Annotated in this window: 13 protein-coding genes; 9 read left to right on the plus strand and 4 right to left on the minus strand. The window is 68.1% G+C overall.

The features are described from left to right. Positions 1-49 precede the first annotated feature (49 nt). The 3 genes from dusB (at position 50) to purH (ending at position 3,038) form a co-directional block, all read left to right on the plus strand. Positions 50-1,099 carry a tRNA dihydrouridine synthase DusB gene (dusB, locus tag R1Z03_RS00940; protein ID WP_317356153.1) on the plus strand — a complete coding sequence of 350 codons (1,050 nt, stop codon included), beginning with the start codon at positions 50-52 and terminating at the stop codon, positions 1,097-1,099. Beyond that, a complete protein-coding gene (locus R1Z03_RS00945) occupies positions 1,096-1,329 on the plus strand; it encodes a Fis family transcriptional regulator (RefSeq protein WP_005799570.1) in 234 nt (77 codons plus the stop codon). The genes dusB and R1Z03_RS00945 overlap by 4 nt, the downstream gene beginning before the upstream one ends. A gap of 83 nt (positions 1,330-1,412) precedes the next feature. Further along, positions 1,413-3,038, plus strand: coding sequence for a bifunctional phosphoribosylaminoimidazolecarboxamide formyltransferase/IMP cyclohydrolase (gene purH / locus R1Z03_RS00950; RefSeq protein ID WP_317356154.1), 1,626 nt, complete (start codon positions 1,413-1,415; stop codon positions 3,036-3,038). 106 nt (positions 3,039-3,144) lie between these two features. Here purH and R1Z03_RS00955 read toward each other — a convergent pair whose 3' ends face one another. From R1Z03_RS00955 to R1Z03_RS00965, 3 genes are all read right to left on the minus strand, one after another. Continuing rightward, positions 3,145-4,407 (minus strand): pectate lyase, encoded by a 1,263-nt coding sequence (locus tag R1Z03_RS00955; protein ID WP_317356155.1) that lies wholly within the window; start codon positions 4,405-4,407, stop codon positions 3,145-3,147. A gap of 174 nt (positions 4,408-4,581) precedes the next feature. After that, complete coding sequence (hemL, locus tag R1Z03_RS00960; protein WP_317356156.1) at positions 4,582-5,895, minus strand: glutamate-1-semialdehyde 2,1-aminomutase; 1,314 nt, start codon at positions 5,893-5,895, stop codon at positions 4,582-4,584. Then, positions 5,879-6,832 (minus strand): bifunctional hydroxymethylpyrimidine kinase/phosphomethylpyrimidine kinase, encoded by a 954-nt coding sequence (locus R1Z03_RS00965; protein WP_284429416.1) that lies wholly within the window; start codon positions 6,830-6,832, stop codon positions 5,879-5,881. The genes hemL and R1Z03_RS00965 overlap by 17 nt, the downstream gene beginning before the upstream one ends. Before the next feature lie 95 nt (positions 6,833-6,927). Here R1Z03_RS00965 and R1Z03_RS00970 point away from each other — a divergent pair, with 95 nt between their 5' ends. The 6 genes from R1Z03_RS00970 to R1Z03_RS00995 are packed head-to-tail and all read left to right on the plus strand — an operon-like array spanning position 6,928 to position 17,214. Then, positions 6,928-7,101: a rubredoxin gene (locus R1Z03_RS00970; protein WP_272567365.1), complete on the plus strand. Its 174-nt coding sequence runs from the start codon at positions 6,928-6,930 to the stop codon at positions 7,099-7,101. Between the two features lie 51 nt (positions 7,102-7,152). Then, positions 7,153-7,551 (plus strand): PleD family two-component system response regulator, encoded by a 399-nt coding sequence (locus R1Z03_RS00975; RefSeq protein ID WP_092741676.1) that lies wholly within the window; start codon positions 7,153-7,155, stop codon positions 7,549-7,551. Continuing rightward, on the plus strand, positions 7,551-7,916 hold the full coding sequence (locus R1Z03_RS00980; RefSeq protein ID WP_092741674.1) for a PleD family two-component system response regulator: 366 nt from the start codon (positions 7,551-7,553) through the stop codon (positions 7,914-7,916). Before R1Z03_RS00975 ends, R1Z03_RS00980 begins: the two co-directional genes overlap by 1 nt. Before the next feature lie 17 nt (positions 7,917-7,933). Beyond that, positions 7,934-8,461 (plus strand): chemotaxis protein CheW, encoded by a 528-nt coding sequence (locus R1Z03_RS00985; RefSeq protein ID WP_284429415.1) that lies wholly within the window; start codon positions 7,934-7,936, stop codon positions 8,459-8,461. A gap of 21 nt (positions 8,462-8,482) precedes the next feature. Beyond that, on the plus strand, positions 8,483-10,762 hold the full coding sequence (locus tag R1Z03_RS00990; RefSeq protein ID WP_284393221.1) for a methyl-accepting chemotaxis protein: 2,280 nt from the start codon (positions 8,483-8,485) through the stop codon (positions 10,760-10,762). 47 nt (positions 10,763-10,809) lie between these two features. Continuing rightward, positions 10,810-17,214, plus strand: coding sequence for an Hpt domain-containing protein (locus tag R1Z03_RS00995; RefSeq protein WP_317356157.1), 6,405 nt, complete (start codon positions 10,810-10,812; stop codon positions 17,212-17,214). Positions 17,215-17,367: 153 nt separating this feature from the next. Here the strand turns inward: R1Z03_RS00995 and R1Z03_RS01000 are convergent, their stop codons facing one another. Further along, positions 17,368-18,840, minus strand: a complete 1,473-nt coding sequence (locus R1Z03_RS01000; RefSeq protein ID WP_317356158.1) for a deoxyribodipyrimidine photo-lyase — start codon at positions 18,838-18,840, stop codon at positions 17,368-17,370. Between the last annotated feature and the right edge of the window lie 12 nt (positions 18,841-18,852).

Raw genomic sequence — 18,852 nt, forward strand, 5'->3', positions numbered from 1 at the left:
CAGCTACAATCCTGCCTCCTTTTTCAGCACGCGCTGCCTCCCCCCTCCCATGCACATCGGCCACATTCTTTTGGCGAACCGCCTGTTCGTCGCCCCGATGGCGGGCGTCACGGACCGGCCGTTCCGCCAGCTGTGCAAGGCGCTGGGGGCGGGCTACGCGGTGAGCGAGATGGTCACGTCGCGCAAGGACCTGTGGGACAGCCTCAAGACCTCGCGCCGGGCCAACCACGAGGGCGAGCCCGGCCCCATCGCCGTGCAGATCGCCGGCACCGACGCGCAGATGATGGCCGAGGCCGCGCTCTACAACGTGGACCGGGGCGCCGAGATCATCGACATCAACATGGGCTGCCCGGCCAAGAAGGTCTGCAACAAATGGGCGGGCTCCGCCCTGATGCAGAACGAGGCCCTGGCCCTGGAGATTGCCGAGGCCGTCGTCGGGGCCTGCGCCCCGCGCAACGTGCCCGTCACGCTCAAGATGCGCACCGGCTGGAGCCAGGAGCACAAGAACGCCGTGGCCCTGGCCCGGGCGTTCGAGGGCGTGGGCATCCAGATGCTGACGGTGCACGGCCGCACGCGAGAGCAGGGCTATCGTGGCCAGGCCGAGTACGACACCATCGCCGCCGTGAAGGCCGCGGTGCGCGTGCCGGTGGTGGCCAACGGCGACATCACCTCGCCCGAGAAGGCGCGCGAGGTGCTGGCCGCCACGGGCGCCGACGCGATCATGATCGGGCGCGCGGCGCAGGGCCGGCCGTGGATCTTCCGAGAGATCGGCCACTACCTCGCCACGGGCGAGCACCTGGCGCCGCCGCTGGTGGCCGAGGTGCGGCGCCTGCTGCTGGACCACCTGCAGGACCACTATCGCCTCTACGGCGAGTTCACCGGCATGCGCAGCGCGCGCAAGCACATCGCCTGGTACGTGCGGGCCTTGCCCGGCGGCGAGGCGTTCAGGCAACACATCAACACCATCGAGGACTGCTCCGAACAATGGCACGCGGTGGCCCAATATCTGGATGCGATCGGGCAACGGATGGACCGGCTGCCCCCCGCGCACACCGAGGACGCAGACCCCAGCGAAAAACAGGAAGACCTGGCGGCATGAGCAAGAAACACATCGAAGAGTGCGTGCGGGAGAGCCTGCAGGGCTACTTTCGCGACCTAGGGGGCGAGACGCCGGACGGCATGTACGACATGCTGGTGCGCGTGGTTGAAAAGCCCCTGCTGGAAGTGGTCATGAGCCACGCCGACAACAACCAGTCCCGCGCGGCCGAATGGCTGGGACTGAACCGCAACACCTTGCGCAAGAAGCTGGTGGAGCACAAGCTGCTGTAATTCAGTTGCTATAAATTCAATAGCGTAATGCCCTAGTGGATATTGCGCTGAAGCCCGATTTCAATCAAACCCCACCCCCTGCCATGAACGCACTTCTCTCCGTCTCCGACAAGACCGGCATCGTTGAATTCGCCCAGGCCCTGCACGCGCTGGGCATCCGGCTGCTGTCCACCGGCGGCACCGCCCAGCTGCTGGCCAAGGCCGGCCTGCCCGTGACCGAAGTGGCCGAGGTCACGCAGTTCCCCGAGATGCTGGACGGCCGCGTGAAGACGCTGCACCCCAAGGTGCACGGTGGCCTGCTGGCGCGCCGCGAGCTGCCCGAGCACATGGCCGCGCTGGCCGCGCACGGCATCGACACCATCGACCTGCTGGTGGTCAACCTCTATCCCTTCGAGGCCACGGTGGCCAAGGCCGGCTGCACGCTGGCCGACGCGATCGAGAACATCGACATCGGCGGACCCGCCATGGTGCGCAGCGCCGCCAAGAACTGGAAGGACGTGGGCGTGGTGACCGACGCCTCCCAATACGAGAGCGTGCTGGGCGAGCTGAAGGCGTCGGGCAAGCTGTCGGATGCATTGCGCTTCGGCCTGTCGGTCGCCGCGTTCAACCGCATCGCGCAGTACGACGCGGCCATCAGCGACTACCTCTCGTCCGTCACGTTCGAGGCCGAGAAGCTGGCCGAGGACTACGTGCCCGCCCGCACGGCCTTCCCCGGCCAGAGCAACGGCATTTTCACCAAGGTGCAGGACCTGCGCTACGGCGAGAACGGCCACCAGCAGGCCGCGCTGTACCGCGACCTGTACCCCGCGCCCGGCTCCATCGTCACCGGCGTGCAGCTGCAGGGCAAGGAGCTCTCGTACAACAACATCGCCGACGCCGACGCCGCCTGGGAATGCGTCAAGAGCTTCGACGTGCCGGCCTGCGTGATCGTCAAGCACGCCAACCCGTGCGGCGTGGCCGTCGGGCTCGACGCCCTGGGCGCCTACGGCAAGGCGTTCCAGACCGATCCCACCAGCGCGTTCGGCGGCATCATCGCCTTCAACCGCCCGGTGGACGGCGTGGCGGCGCAGCAGATCGCCAAGCAGTTCGTGGAGGTGCTGATGGCCCCCGACTTCACGGCCGAGGCGCTGGAGGTCTTCAAGGCCAAGGCCAACGTGCGGCTGCTCAAGATCGCGCTGCCCCCAGCGCTGGACGCGGCGCAATACGCGCTGGGCAGCAACACGCCCTGGCACCGCGGCCGCAATGCGGTGGACGCCAAGCGCATCGGCTCGGGCATGCTGCTGCAGTCGGCCGACAACCATGAGCTGTCGATGATCGACATCAAGGTCGTCACGAAAAAGCAGCCCACGCTGGAAGAGATGGAAGACCTGCTGTTCGCCTGGAAGGTCGCCAAGTACGTCAAGAGCAACGCCATCGTGTTCTGCAAGGGCGGCATGACGATGGGCGTGGGCGCCGGCCAGATGAGCCGCCTGGACTCGGCCCGCATCGCCAGCATCAAGGCGCAGCACGCCAACCTGTCGCTGGCCGGCACGGTGGTGGCGAGCGACGCGTTCTTCCCCTTCCGCGACGGCCTGGACGTGGTGGTGGACGCGGGCGCGACCTGCGTCATCCAGCCCGGCGGCAGCATGCGCGATCAGGAAGTGATCGACGCCGCCAACGAGCGCGGCGTGGCCATGGTGTTCAGCGGGGTGCGCCACTTCCGCCACTGAGCCGGTCGGCAGGAACCTCCTCCAAGCGCGAAGGCCCTGCCAGCGCGGGAAAGGCAGACCCTGCCTTCCTGCGCTGGCAGGGCCTTCGCCGTTGCGGCGTGTCAGGTCACCCGACCGTCTGCACGGACTGGCGCACGCTGCCGGCGCCCTGCACCTTGCTGGGGTCACCCGCCATCACGTTCACCGGCGTCTTGCCACCATCCACATCGGTGTTCGCGATGTTGACGGTGGAGTGCCTGGAGTCGAAGCGGAAGGTGAAGGCCTTGAGGTTCTGCAAGGTCGAATCGGAGATGTCCACGTTCGCCGTGATCGGGTAGCCGCCGCGCGTGACCGCCAGCTGGCCGATGTTGTCGGCGTAGATGCCCTGGAGCTTCAGGTTCACGTCGCCGTTGATCTGGATCGCCTTGTCGTGGCTGTTCTGGAACGACGAGTTCGTGATCTCCACCTGGGCCGGGCCGCTCGGAAGGTCCTTCGCCGAGATGCCGGCGCGCTGGGCGTCGACCGCCTTGTTCTCCGCGCCGTCCACGGTGACGAAATCGTCCCCGGTCTGCAGGCCGTGCACGTTGTCCAGCTTGGCATCGCCCAGCAGGTGGATGCCGTCCCCGCCCTTGAACTGCAGGTTCTTGATCGATGCGCCCGGCTCGAGGATGAACATCGGCAGTCGCGTCTCCGCGGTGCCGCCGCCGTTCAGCCCGGCGCCGGCGTTGAACAGCTTGCCCTCCCCGTCGTAGGTCGTGCCCGCCTTCACGATGATGGGCTTGTTCACCTCTTCCACGCCCGTGGGCTCGGCGACCTTCATGTTCGCCGGCGGCTTGGTGACGGCTGCATTCGTTGACGGGGATGGGGCTGCGGTGGGGGCTGACGACGGCGCGGTCGCCGGTGCCTTGCCGCCCGAACCCACCTCCGTGGGGGGCGGCGGCGCAGGCGTCGGCGATGGCTTGGGCGCGTTCGCGATCGTGGACGGGTCGGGGGTGGGCGTGGGCACCGCTGCCGTCGGCGCCGGGGCCGGGGCCGGCGTTGGCGTTGGCGTTGGCGTTGGCGTTGGCGTGGCCGCGCCGGGGGGCGGTGCCGGCGACGGTCCCGAAGAAGGCGCGGCGGCGGGCGAGGGCGATGCAGACGGGGCCGCAGATGGCGCCGGCGAAGGGGACGGCGACCCGCCGCCGGAGCCGCCGGATGAACCGGACCCCTGCTGGCCGGTCAATTCCTTGATCAGCTTTTCCAGGAACCCCTTGAGCAGGGACTCGATGGCTTTCTGCAGCGTCTGGCTGTCGGTGCCCGAGGCGGAGGACGGGGAATTTCCGGACTGGACCTGGGCCTTGCGGTGGGTGTTCCAGGCACTGAAGGAAGAAAGAAGGTCAATGGGGCTCATGGGTGCTCGCGATCCCGGCGGAACGGACCGTCGGTCAAAGTGCCACGCAACATGCGTGGCTTCGCGAACACTGTGCGCCGCGCGCCTGCTTTGCAGGGCCGCCGCGCGAAGCGGCGCCGCACCACCCGAAGCGCCGCGGGTGGGCGGTGATCGGCCCCGCGGGCGGCTCGATCCCTAGCGGGTGGCGAGCGTGCGGAACACGTCGCGCGCGATCGCCACGGTCTCGTCGATGTCCTGCGCGGTGTGCGCGCTGCTCACGAAGCCGGCTTCGTACAGTGCCGGGGCGATGTACACGCCGCGGTCCAGCAAACCATGGAACAGCGTGTTGAAGCGCGCGCCGTCCGTCGCCATCACCGTGGGGTAGTTCTGCGGCAGCTCGGGCAACAGGAAGAAGCCGAACATGCCGCCTTCGCTGTCGGCGCTGAACGGCACGCCTTCCGCCTGCGCGGCCTGCGCCAGGCCTTCGACCAGCGAGCGGGTGCGTGCGCCCAGGGCGTCGTAGAAGCCCGGCCGGGCGATCTCGCGCAGCGTGGCCAGGCCGCAGGCTGTCGCCACGGGGTTGCCCGACAGCGTGCCGGCCTGGTACACGGGCCCGAGCGGGGCCAGGTGCTCCATGATCGCGCGCGGCCCGCCGAACGCCGCCAGGGGCATGCCGCCGCCGATCACCTTGCCCAGCACCGTGAGGTCGGGCCGGAAGCCGGGGATGCTGCGGGCGTACAGGCTTTGGGCGCTGCCCAGCGCCACGCGGAAACCGGTCATGACCTCATCGAACACCAGCAGCGCGCCGTACTGCGTGCACAGCTCGCGGCAGCGCTGCATGAACGGCACGCTGGCGCGCACGAAGTTCATGTTGCCGGCGATCGGCTCGATCATCAGGCAGGCCAGATCCCGGCCATGCAGGGCGAAGGCCTCCTCCAGCTGCGCGATGTCGTTGTATTCGAGCACCAGGGTGTGCTGCACCACCTCGGGCGGCACGCCCGCGCTCGTGGCATGGCCGAACGTGGCCAGGCCCGAGCCGGCCTTCACCAGCAGGGCATCGGCATGGCCGTGGTAGCAGCCGTTGAACTTGATGATCTTGCTGCGGCCCGTGGCGCCGCGCGCCAGGCGGATGGCGCTCATGCCGGCCTCGGTGCCCGAGCTGACGAGTCGGATCATCTCCATCGAGGGCACGTGCGCGATGATGGCCTCGGCCAGTTCGACCTCGCGCTCGGTCGGGGCGCCGAAGCTGAAGCCCTCGACCGCCGCCTTCTGCACCGCCTCGAGCACGGCCGGGTGGCCGTGGCCCAGGATCATCGGCCCCCAGGAGCCGATGTAGTCGATGAAGCGCTGGCCGTTGGCGTCCCAGAAGTAGGCGCCTTGCGCACGCTGCACGAAGCGCGGCGTGCCGCCCACGGCCTTGAAGGCCCGCACGGGCGAATTGACGCCGCCGGGGATGAGCGCCTTGGCGCGTTCGAACAGGGAGAGATTGAGGTCAGTGCTGGGTGTCATGGGGTGGCATCACGAAGCCGTCGATGGCGGTGGGGTCGGGGGTGGGCTCGCCGTCTTCGTCATCCTCGTCGTCGTCGGGCTGCGCCCAGAACATGCGGTCGGGGATGATGTGGCCCATGCCCGGGCGAAAGCCGGCGTCCAGGCAGCGGTCCAGGTACGCGAGCGCCTCGCTGGTGGCCTCGCCCAGGTCGTTGCCACTGGCGACCAGCGCCGTCAGGGCGGCCGAGAGCGTGTCGCCGGCACCGGCGAAGGTGGCCTCGAACAGTTCGAACTTGCCGCTGCCCAGCACCGTCTGCGGCGAGGCGAGCACGTTCTCCACGAACTGCTCGGGCGCGGGAATGCCGGTCACCAGGACATAGGGCACGCCCAGTTCGGAGGCGGCCATGGCCAGGTCGCGCGCGGAGGGCTTCTTCTCGCTGGTCCAGTCCGGCAGCAGCCAGCGCCACAGGGTGCTGTGGTTTCCGACCAACAGCGAGACCTGCGGCAGCAGCAGTTCCTGAAAGGCGTCGAGGTACTGGTCGATGAGATCGTCCCGCCACCAGGACAGATTGGGCATGTAGGCGATCACGGGCACGTCGTCGTAGTCGGACGCGATGGACGCGATGGCGCTCAGGTTCTCGGGGCTGCCCGCGAAGCCCACCTTGATGGCCTGCACGGTGAGGTCTTCCAGCACGGTGCGGGCCTGCTCCGCCACCGCCTCGTCGTCGAAGGCGTAGTGGTCGAATATCTCGGCCGTGTCGCGGATGTAGGCGCCCGTGGCCACCGCGATCGGGTGGCCGCCCACGGAGGCGATGGTGGCGATGTCCGCCGTCAGCCCGCCGGCCCCGCTCGGGTCGTTGGCGTTGAACACCATCACGCAGGCGGGGGTGGCGCCGTCGTCGTCGGCTTCATCGGGGGATGGGGAGGGGTCTGGGGGGAGGGGGGAATCTGTGGTCATGGCGCCGCACCAGCGTAACGGTTGGCACGGAAACTGCCTTCCCGTTGAGATGCTTGGATACAATCGTTGCATTCTATGTGAAGGCCATTTAAGCTGTGACGGACCCTAAAACCTGGATGTGCTTGATTTGCGGTTGGATATATGACGAGGCAACAGGTTCTCCTGAGCACGGAATAGCGCCCAATACGCCGTGGGATCAGGTGCCCATGAATTGGACCTGTCCGGAGTGTGGCGCTCGCAAGGAAGACTTCGAAATGGTCCAGATCTGAGGCGCGGCTCCTGCCAGCGTTGTTATTCCCCCTTCAGGAGCGGTGACGAAATTGACTACAACAGGCGCATCCTTCAAGGTGCTCGTCGTGGATGACAGCAATACCATCCGCCGCAGCGCAGAAATCTTCCTCAAGCAGGGTGGCCACGAAGTGCTGCTCGCCGACGATGGCTTCGATGCCTTGGCCAAGGTCAACGACTACCAGCCCCAACTGATCTTCTGCGACATCCTGATGCCCAAGCTGGACGGCTATCAGACCTGCGCCATCATCAAGCGCAACGCGCGCTTTGCCGACACGCCCGTCGTGATGCTCTCCTCCAAGGATGGCGTTTTCGACAAGGCGCGTGGACGCATGGTGGGGTGCCAGGAATATCTCACCAAACCATTTACCAAAGACCAGCTGCTGAAAGCGGTTCAGCAGTTCGGTAATGCCCAACAAGGAGCGATGTAATGCCTATCCAGAAAGTACTGGTCGTTGACGACTCGAAGACCGAGTTGATGTTTCTGACCGACTTGCTGCAAAAAAAGGGCATGCAGGTCCGCACCGCGGAAAATGCCGAAGAAGCCTTCCGCCGCCTCGCGGAAGAAAAACCCGACCTGATCCTAATGGACGTCGTGATGCCGGGCCAGAACGGCTTCCAGCTCACGCGCGCCATCACCCGCGACCCGCAGTTCGCCGACGTGCCGATCATCATGTGCACCAGCAAGAACCAGGAGACCGACCGGGTGTGGGGCATGCGCCAGGGCGCTCGCGGCTACATCACCAAGCCGGTGGATCCTGCCGAGTTGCAAGCCAAGATCGACGCACTGAACTAAAAGCGCCCGGACCGTCCATGGCCAACCGTGAAGCGCTGAGAGAGCTCCAGACCCGCCTTGCAGCCCGCCTGCAGGCGGCGCGGGGCGAGGGTGTGTCTGTTTCGTCCTGGCTGGCCGTCGAGTCGGCGGGGCGCCGTTTCCTGCTGCCGCTGGGCCAGTCGGGAGAGATCTTTCCCTGGGCGGGCGTGCAGACCGTGCCCTATACCCATGCCTGGTTCCTCGGTGTGGCCAATTTGCGCGGCTCCCTGATCGGCGTGGTCGATCTGGCAGGTCTGCTCGGTTTGCCATCCAGCCGCACCGAGCAGGCGCTGGCCGATGCCAGCCTGCTGGCTTTCAATGCGGTGCTCGATGTGAACGCCGCGCTGCTGGTCGATCGCCTGGCCGGCCTGCGCGGCACGGAAGCCTTCGTTTCCTCCGAGCCCCCCGCCGAAGACGCGCCCCCGTTCTACGGCACCACGTATCTGGATTCCCAGGGAGTCCAATGGCAGGAGCTCAACCTGCAAGCCCTGTCCCAACACCCCGCTTTCCTCAGCATCAGTGCTTGAGTTTTTCTGTAAGGCCGCACCATGTCCGTCGTGAACCCATTTGCAAAAATGTTCAACCGCAAGCCCGCCGAGCCGGATGCCAACCCAGGGCTTTCGGGAGCGGATGCCGGGCTGGATCCGTTGACGTCCGACGCGTCCTCGCTGCGTGACTCCTACCAGGCGGACGCCATGAACAGCGTGCAGGGTGACCCTTCTGCGATCTCGCAGTTCGCAGAGGGCGAGGTCGCCGACGAAGACCTGATCTCGCTGCCCCTGCTGGGCCGGGCCACGGCCGCCAGCCACCAGCGGCGCCTGCTGATGCTGCTGGCCATCGGCGTGATCGTGCTGGCGGCCATCGCCGGCTGGGTGCTGCAGCAGGCCGACCGTTCCGCGCAGCAACTGGCCGCGACCGGCCAGTCGCTGATGCAGTCGCAACGCCTGGCCAAATCCGTTTCGCAGGCGCTGGTGGGCAGCCCGCAGGCCTTCCCGGACGTGATGGAGAGCTCGGGCTCGCTGGCACGCGACGTGCGCGCATTGAACAGCGGCGACAACGAACGCAACGTGCAGGCGCTGGGCGAGACGTTCAAGCCCGACCTGGAGGCCGTGACGCCGCTGATGGAGCGCGCCGAGCGCAACGCCAGCGTGGTGATGGGCCAGCAGAAGATCCTGACGCAGGTGGGCGACGCGCTTCGCACCATCAATCGCCAGTCGTCCGATCTGCTGGAAATCGCTGAAACGATCTCCTCGCTCAAGCTGCAGCAGAACGCCCCGGCCGCTGAAATCTCCGCCGCCGGCCAGCTGGTGATGCTGACCCAGCGCATCGGCAAGTCCGCCAACGAATTCCAGACCACCGAAGGCGTGAGCCCCGAGGCCGTGTTCCTGCTGGGCAAGGACTTGAACTCGTTCAAGGAAATCGCCCAGGGCATGCTGGACGGCAGCGCCGACCTGCGCCTGGCCGCCACCCGGGATGCTCAGACCCGCGAGCAACTGGAAAGCCTGATCAAGCTCTACGAACAGACGCGTTCGCAAGCCAGCGCCATTCTGGGCAACCTGCAAGGCCTGGTGTCCGCCCGTGAAGCGCAGTCCGCCATCATTGCCGACAGCGAACCCCTGCGCCGCCAGCTGGAAGGCCTGCAGACCAAGCTGTCGTCCCAGACGGGCCTGGGCGCCGGCCAGTTCGCCGCGCTGGCCATCGCCGGCCTGTTCGTGCTGCTGTGCGGTATCGGCATCTCGCGTGTCCAGCTGATGGACAGCCGCTCGCGCCAGGCCTCTGCCGAATCGCAGCAAAAGGACGCCCGCCGCCAGGAGCAGGAAGCCAAGCGCGTGAACGACGCCAACCAGGCCGCCATTTTGCGTTTGATGAACGAGCTGCAGTCGGTCGCCGAAGGCGATCTGACCCAGGAAGCCACCGTGACGGAAGACATCACCGGCGCCATTGCCGACTCGGTGAACTACACGGTGGAAGAGTTGCGCCAGCTGGTGGGCAGCGTGCAGAACACGGCCACCCGCGTGGCACAGACGACGTCCCAGGTGGACAGCACCTCGACCGAGCTGCTGGCCGCTTCGACCGAGCAGCTGCGCGAAATTCGCGAAACCGGCCGCTCGGTGCTCGACATGGCGAGCCGAATCAATGAAGTGTCCACGCAGGCGCAGGAATCCGCCTCGGTGGCGCGCCAGTCGCTGCAAGCGGCCGATTCCGGCCTGCAGGCCGTGCAGAACGCCATCGGCGGTATGAACTCCATCCGCGACCAGATCCAGGACACCTCCAAGCGCATCAAGCGCCTGGGCGAATCGTCGCAGGAGATCGGCGAAATCACCGAGCTGATTTCCGACATTACCGAGCAGACGAACGTGCTGGCACTGAACGCCGCCATCCAGGCCGCATCGGCCGGTGAAGCCGGTCGCGGCTTCTCGGTGGTGGCGGAAGAAGTGCAGCGGCTGGCCGAGCGTTCCGCCGATGCCACGCGCCAGATCTCGGCGCTGGTGAAGGCCATTCAGACCGACACGCAGGATGCCGTGGCCGCCATGGAGCGTTCCACGCAGGGTGTGGTGGAAGGGGCCCGACTGTCCGACAGCGCCGGTACGGCCCTGACCGAGATCGATCGCGTGTCGCGCCGCCTGGCCGACCTGATCGAGCAGATTTCGTCCTCCACGTCCCGCGAAGCCGAACTGGCCAACGAAGTGGCCGACAACATCCAGCACATTTTTGCGGTGACCGAACAGACCGGCGAAGGCACCCGCACGACGGCCCAGCAGGTGCGCGAGCTGTCGCACATGGCTGAAGAACTGCGCCAGTCGGTTGCACGTTTCAAGATCGCCTGACGCGCGGACCCATCAACGAACTGGCTCGCGGAGCCGGGGACGAATCCATGTCATCTACTGACGCCGCAAACGCACCCGCCGCAGACTGGACCCAGGGTGAGCAGGACCTGGGTCCTCTTGCTTGGGTGCTCGATGAGTTGCGCAAGTCCCTCGACGGCGCCGTCAAGGCCATGCGCCGATTCGTACGCGATGCCGAACTGGCGCGCGAATCCGATCTGGCGTCGCTCGACGCCGGCACGTTGCGCATCGCGCGGCAGCAATTGCACCAGGCCAGCGGCGCGCTGGAGATGGTGGGCATGGGCCCGCCTGCACTCGTGCTGCGTGCCATGGAAGCGGCGGTGCAGAAGTTCGTGCACCGGCCCGAACTGTGCAGCGACGAAGCCGCCGGCGTGATCGAGCGCGCGAGCTTCGCGCTGGTCGAATACCTGGAAAGCGTGCTGGCGGGCAAATCCGTCTCCCCGGTGGCGCTGTTTCCCCAATACCGCGATGCCCAGGCGCTGGCGGGCGCGGAACGTGTGCACCCGGCCGACCTGTGGCCGGTGGAGCGGCGCTTTCGCGAGCCCGACTTCGCCGTGTCCGTGCCGCCGCTCGACTACGGCCCCGAGGCGCGTGCGCGGCTCGACTCGGCCGTGCTGCGCATCGTCAAGACGGGCGACCTGACCGCGGCAGGCGATCTGCGCGACATCTGCCTGGCCTTCGTGGCATCGCAGTCGGACCGCCAGTCGCGCGCGTTCTGGAAGATCTGCGCGGGCTTCTTCGAGGCGCTGTCCCAGGGGCGGCTCAACCCCGATCTGTACGTGAAGCGCGTGGCCTCCCGCGTGCTCATGCAATATGCCACCCTGGCCAAGGGCGATCCGACCATTGCCGACCGGCTGGTGCAGGACCTGCTCTTTTTCTGCTCCCAGGCGCGGCCGCTGGCGGCCAACGAACCCGCGGGCGATGGATCGGCGCTGCAGGCCGTGCGCCAGGCGTTCGGCCTGGACCGATTCAAGGCCGTCGATTACGAAACCCCCCGGTTCGGGCTGTTCGATCCGGCGCTGCTGGCCCAGGCGCGCAAGCGCATGTCTGCCGCCACCGAAACCTGGTCGGCCCTCGCGGGGGGCGACCGCAACAAGCTCAAGCCGGCCACCGACCAGTTCAGCCTGGTGTGCGATTCTCTGTCCAAGCTGCATCCGGGCAGCGACAGCCTCGCCAAGGCGCTGACCCGCGCCGTGGAGGTGACCACCCGCTCCGGAGAGCCCCCGTCGCCGGCCCTGGCCATGGAAGTGGCGACGGCGGTGCTGTACCTGCAGGCCACGTTCGAAGAACTGGACTCCGCGCACGAATACATGACGGACCGCGCCGCGCGTCTGGCGGAGCGCCTGGACAACGTGACCGCGGGCGGCGAATCGGCCCCCCTCGAGCCCTGGATGGAAGAGCTGTACCGCCGCGTCAGCGACCACCAGACGATGGGCAGCGTGGTGGACGAGCTCCGGTCCACGCTCGGCGAGGCCGAAAAGGCCCTGGACCAGTATTTCCGCAACCCGGACGACCTGTCCACGCTGGCGCCCGTGCCGGGTCGCCTGGCGCAGATGCGCGGCGTGCTGTCGGTGCTGGGCCTGGACCAGGCATCTTTGGCAGTGCTGCGCATGCGCGACACCGTGGAGCGTCTGCTGATCGGTCAGGTTCCTGCAGCCGAGCGCCAGCAGGTGTTCGAGAAGCTGGGCAGCAGCCTGGGGGCCCTGGGTTTCCTGATCGACATGCTGAGCTACCAGCGCACCATGGCGCGCAAGCTGTTCGTCTATGACGAAGAGCTGGGCGAACTGCGCATTCTCATGGGCCGCGCCCGTGGCCGTGCCACCGATGCGCCCGAGGAAGTGAACGCCAAGGTCGAAGAGCGCGGCCCCGTGGTCGCGCCCGAAATCGTTCCCCGCGTGGAGCCCGCGCCCAAGGTGGTGCAGGAGTCGCTGGGTGAACTGGCCCCGACGCTGGAAGAAGTGCTGGAGTTGCCTTCCTCCGCAGCGGCGCTGGCCGAGGCCCCTCCGGCCGCCATCGAGCCCGTGGAGAGCCTTCCACCCGCGCCTGCGGCGCCCGCACCGGCCCCCGTGGCGGCTGCCGATGCCACGCAGGACGATGAGGAAGACGAACTGCTCGACATCTTCCTGGAAGAAGCGCGCGAAGTGGTGGCCAACGGCCTGGCCGCGGTCGACGCCCTGACGGCCAAGCCGGCCGACCTGAGCGAGCAGACCACGCTGCGGCGCGCGTTCCACACGCTCAAAGGCAGCTCGCGCATGGTCGGCCTGGATGCCTTCGGCGAAGCGGCCTGGTCGATGGAGCAGGTGCTCAACGCCTGGCTGGCGGAGCAAAAGCCCATGCCCCCGGCCCTGCTGCAGCTGTCCGGCGAGGCCTTGCGGGCCTTCGGCGCCTGGGCGGACGACATTGCCGCGGGCGATGCCTCGGCCTGGCACCCCCGGGCGTTCAACGCTTCGGCCGAAGCCATGCGCGACACCGGCACCTTCCTGCCGTTGGCCGTGCCCTCGGCCGGTGGCGCCGTGGCCGAAGCGGTGGCCGATCCGTCGGCGACCGTGGCCGAAAAGCTGCCGGAGCCCTTGCCCGAGATCGATCTGCCTGCCGAAACGCCGGAGTTGCAGGCCACCCCCGCTGCTGCCGAGACCATCGAGGCCGCCGAGGCCGTCGAACCCGCGATGGCATCCGTGCCGGCCCATGAGTTCGACCTGATCCTCGAAGACGAGCCGCCGATGCTCGACTTCGCAGACACCGAAATGCCGGAACTGGCCGGTGCCGAACCAGCGCCGCAAGAGCCTGCGCAAGCCGCCGCGCCCGAAATGGCCGAAGACATCGACTTTTCGGTGTTCGCCGAGGCCCTGGCGGAAGAATTGCCCCCGGTCGCCGAGGCCCCTGCGCAGGAGCCGGTGCAGGACATGCCGCTGCCTTCGCTCGACGATGTGCTGGTGGACGCGGCAGAACCGGCGGCGCTGTCCGAACTGTCGCAGGCCGAGCTGGCCGATCTGGCACTGGACCTGCCCGAAGACCTGGCGGCCGAGGCCTTGCCCGAGCTGGCCTTGGATGACTCTCTGCTGGAAATGCCCGAACTGGAGTCCGACGCGGCAGGTGTGCTGCTGGACGCCGCCGCCCACCAGGACGATCTGGCAACCGAGCCAGAACCACAGGCCGAGCCCGAGCCCGAAATGGCCTCCGTGCGGGACATGGTCGAGGTCGTGGAGGCCATGGAGGACGGGGTCGAGGACGTGCCGGCCAAACCGGTGGCCGACGCCGAAGCCGACGCCGAAGCGGCCGCGCAGGACGAGGCGGTGAAGGTCATCGAGACCTTGCGCATCGGCATCCCGCTGTACAACGTGTACCTCAACGAGGCCGACGAATGGTCGCGCCGCCTGGCCACCTGCCTGCAGGAATGGGCGTTGGAACTGCACGAACCGTTGCCCGACACGGCCGTGGCCCTGGCGCATTCGCTGGCCGGCAGCTCGGCCACCGTGGGCTTCCATGCCCTGTCGGAAATGGCGCGCGCCCTGGAGCATGCGCTGCAGCACGTGCAGCTGCGCGGGGAGGGCACGGCCGACCAGGCCCGTGTGTTCCTGGCGGCGGCCGACGACATCCGCCGCCTGCTGCACCAGTTTGCCGCAGGCTTCCTGAAAGAACCGAACCAGCAGGTGCTGGCCGAGCTGCGCGAGATCTTGCAGACCGACGTCGGCAGCGGCCTGGCTGCGCTGGAAAGCGAGAGCGAAGCCCTGGCCGACGAGCCTGCGCAGGCCTTGCAGGAACTGCCCCCGGCCGAAGCACTGGCTGCCGAACCCGTGCAGGTGCCGTCGGTCGAGGAGACCGCCGAAGCCGACGTGCCGGGCGAAGAGACTTCGCCGGAACCGGTGCAAGAGGCCCAGACGGATTCCGCAGAGGCCCCGTCCGAGCCCGAAGACGTGCCCGCACCGGTGGCCCGCGGCTACGTGGCGCCTGCGTTGTCGGTCGTGGTGTCCAACCCGTACGACGACGAGGTGGACGCGGCCATCGCCCATGCGGTGGCGCAGTCGTCCGATATCGACGACGACATCGACGCGCTGGACGTCATCGACCCGGACCTGTTCCCCATCTTCGAGGAAGAGGCGATCGAGTTGCTGCCGGTGCTGGGTGCCGCGCTGCGGCAGTGGGCCGCCCGTCCCGAGAACCTGGGCGCCCGCAGCGAACTGCTGCGCGCCCTGCACACCCTCAAGGGCAGCTCGCGGCTGGCCGGTGCCATGCGCCTGGGCGAGATGGCCCACCGCCTGGAGTCGGCCGTCGAGCAGATCGACGTCGAAGATCCCAAGGCGGAGCTGATCGAGCCCCTGCTGGCCAGTTTCGACGGCCTGCAGGCCAGCTTCGATGCGCTGCGCAAGATCGGCTCGCAAGGCTTGGCCGAGCCCGTGGCCGTGGCCCCGGTGCCCGCCTCCGAGCAGCAGGATTCGCCGCCATCGGTGCCGGCCTCGGCCGAGGCCCCCGAGGCACCGGTGCTGCAGAAGCTGCCCGCGGTGCGCCTGCCGGCGGCCTCGCAGCTCACGGCCGTGCGGCCCGTGTCGAGCCAGTCGGTGCGCGTGCGTGCCCAGCTGCTCGACCGGCTGGTCAACCAGGCGGGCGAGGTGATGATCGCCCGTTCGCGCCTGGATGTGCGCCTGGGGCAGATGAAGGGTTCGCTGGCCGATCTGTCGGGCAACCTGGATCGCCTGCGCCAGCAGCTTCGCGACATCGAGGTGCAGGCGGAGTCGCAGATGCAGTCGCGCCTGGCGCTGTCCAAGGATTCGGCCGCAGGCTTCGATCCGCTCGAGTTCGACCGCTTCACGCGGGTGCAGGAACTGACGCGCATGATGGCCGAGTCGGTGAACGACGTGGCCACGGTGCAGCGTAACCTGCAGCGCTCCATGGAAGGCGCGGAAGACGATCTGATCGCCCAGGGCCGCCAGGCCCGCGAGCTGCAGCGCGACCTGCTGCGCACCCGCATGGTGGAGTTCGAAGGCATTTCCGAGCGCCTGTACGCCGTGGTGCGCCAGGCGTCCAAGGAGACCGGCAAGCAGATCAAGCTGGACATCTCCGGCGGCTCCATCGAGATGGACCGGGGCGTGCTGGACCGCATGACGCCCGCCTTCGAACACCTGCTGCGCAATTGCGTGGCCCACGGCATCGAGGCCCCCGAGGTCCGGACGGCCGCGGGCAAGCCGGCGTCGGGCACCATCACGGTGGACCTGCACCAGGAAGGCAACGACGTCTCGGTCGAGTTCCGCGACGACGGCGCGGGCCTGAACATCGACCGCATCCGGGCCAAGGCCGTGGACCAGGGGCTGATCCCTGCGGACGCCGAGCTGAGCACGGCCGATGCCGCCAACCTGATTTTCACGCCGGGCTTCTCGACGGCGAACGAGATCACCGGCCTGTCCGGGCGGGGCATCGGCATGGACGTCGTCCGGGCCGAAGTCAACGCCCTGGGCGGCCGCATCGAGACCCACACCACGGCGGGGCAGGGCACCTCCTTCCGCATGGTGCTGCCGCTCACCACGGCCGTGACGCAGGTGGTGATGCTGCGCGCGGGCGACCTGACCATCGGCGTGCCGGCCAACCTGGTGGAGATCGTGCGCCGCACGACCGCCAGCGAGCTGGATGCCGCCTACCAGCAAGGCGCGTTCGAGGACGGCGTGGAGGCCTTGCCGTTCTTCTGGGCGGGTGCCTTGCTGCAGTCTTCGCAGCGCAGCAGCGAGACCTCGGGCAAGACCCGTCCGGTGGTGGTGCTGCGCAGCGCGTCGCAGCGCATCGCGGTGCACGTGGACGAAGTGCTGGGCAACCAGGAAGTGGTGGTGAAGAACCTCGGGCCGCAGCTGTCGCGCCTGCCAGGTCTGGCGGGCATGTCGGTGCTGGCCTCCGGTGCCGTCGTGCTGATCTACAACCCGGTGGCGTTGTCCACGGTGTACGGCGACCAGGTGCGGGCCCAGCTGGCAGCGCTGTCGGCGCCGGCCGGCGGTGCCGAAGCGCAAGGCGGCGGCGATGGCGAGCGCAAGGCGGCGGTGCCGGCCCTGTCGGCGGCCAGCCAGGTGCCCCTGGTGCTGGTGGTGGACGATTCGATCACGGTGCGCCGCGTCACGCAGCGCCTGCTGCAGCGCGAAGGCTACCGCGTCGTGCTGGCGGCCGATGGCCTGCAGGCCCTGGAGCGGCTGCAGGAAGAGCGCCCGACCGTCGTGCTGTCCGACATCGAAATGCCGCGCATGGATGGTTTCGACTTGGCCCGGAACATCCGTGCCGATGCGGTGCTGCGCGACCTGCCGATCATCATGATCACCTCGCGCATCGCGCAAAAGCACCGCGAGCATGCGGCCGAACTGGGGGTGAACCACTACCTGGGCAAGCCGTATTCGGACGAGGAGCTGCTGAGCCTGGTGCAGCACTACGCGCGGGCAGCCGCCGAAGCGGCCGTGGCCTGAGCCACCCTGCTGCCACCGCCATGAGGGCCGCTTCCGAGCGGCCCTTTTTCTTTTCATCCAGCGGGCCGGCCGCACCACCGTATCAAGGTGGCTGTCGGCATGGTTGCGCGCTGTCCCGCCAAGGCCATCGCGCCGCCAGTCACCGCCGCCGGGTCAGTCCTTTGCGGCCTTGACCACCCCGTACCGCGCGAGCGTGCGTTGCCGCGCCTCGTCATGGTCCACCACCGGGCGGGGGTAGTCCTTGCCCAGCACCACGCCCGCCGCCTGCAGCTCCAGGGGGGCCGCTGTCCAGGGCGCATGCAGCGCCTTGCCCTGCAGGCCCGCCAGTTGCGGCAGATAGCGGCGGATGAATTGGCCGTCCCGATCGAACTTCTCGCTCTGGCTCACGGGGTTGAAGATGCGAAAGTAGGGCTGCGCGTCGCAGCCGCTGGAGCTGGCCCATTGCCAGCCGCCGTTGTTGGCCGACAGGTCGAAGTCGTTCAGCTTCTCGGCAAAGTAGCGCTCGCCCCATCGCCAGTCGAGCCCCAGGTCCTTGGTGAGAAAGCTGGCCACCACCATGCGCAGGCGGTTGTGCATGTAGCCCGTCTGGTTGATCTGCGCCATGGCGGCATCGACCAGCGGGTAGCCCGTGCGGCCCTCGCACCACGCGGCGAACAGGGCTTTGGCGTGGGCGCCGCTTTCCCATTCGATCGCATCGTAGGCCGGCTTGAAGCTGGCGCCCGCCACGTGGGGGTGGTGGGCGAGGATCTGGAAATAGAAGTCGCGCCAGATCAGCTCGCTCAGCCAGGTGGCGGCCCCGGCGCTACCTTTGCGGCTGCGTTCGTGCGCCGCGCGTGCGGCCACCCGGGGCGACAGCGTGCCAAAGCGCAGGTGCACGCTCAGGTAGCTCGGGCCCTTCACCGCCGGGAAGTCGCGGGCCTCGCCGTAGTGGTCGATGCGGCCGAGGAAGTCCTCGAACAGGGCCTGCGCGCCCTGCATGCCCGTGGGCAGGTGCAGCGACTTCAGGCCGGTGGGCTCGAACCCCAGCGACTGCAGCGACGGCACCCCACGGCGCAGGCCCGCAGGCCTGGGGGCCAGCCGGGCGGCGTGGCGCTCGACGGGGTAGGAGCTCAGGTAGAAATCGTCGGCCTTGCGCAGCCAGGCATTCTTGTAGGGCGTGAACACGGTGTAGGGCGTGCCGGACTGGGTCAGCACCTCGGCGCGTTCGAAGATGCTGTGGTCCTTGAAGGTGAGCAGGCGCTTGCCCATGCCATCCAGGGCGCCGCGCACGCGTGCATCGCGTTCGAGCGCCAGCGGTTCGTCGTCGTGGTTGGCGAACACCGCCTGCACGTCCAGTGCCTGGGCGAGCGCGGGAATGTCCTGGTGGGCGATGGCGTGGCGCACGATCAGGCCGCCATGCGGGTCCTTGGAGAGCGTCCGCAGGGCCTCGTCCAGCTCCACCAGGGATTCGCGGATGAACTCCACGCGCCGGTCCGCGCGGGGCAGGGCGTCGAGGATCTCGCGGTCGAAAATGAACGCGCAATGCACCTGCGCGCACTGGCGCAGGGCGTGGTAGAGGGCGGCGTGGTCGTTGCTGCGCAGGTCGCGGCGGAACCAGACAAGGCCCGATGAAAAGGTGTGCTCCATGATCGTCGTTAA

The organism is Acidovorax sp. BLS4 (assembly GCF_032929295.1).
Taxonomy (GTDB): Bacteria; Pseudomonadota; Gammaproteobacteria; order Burkholderiales; family Burkholderiaceae_C; genus Paracidovorax.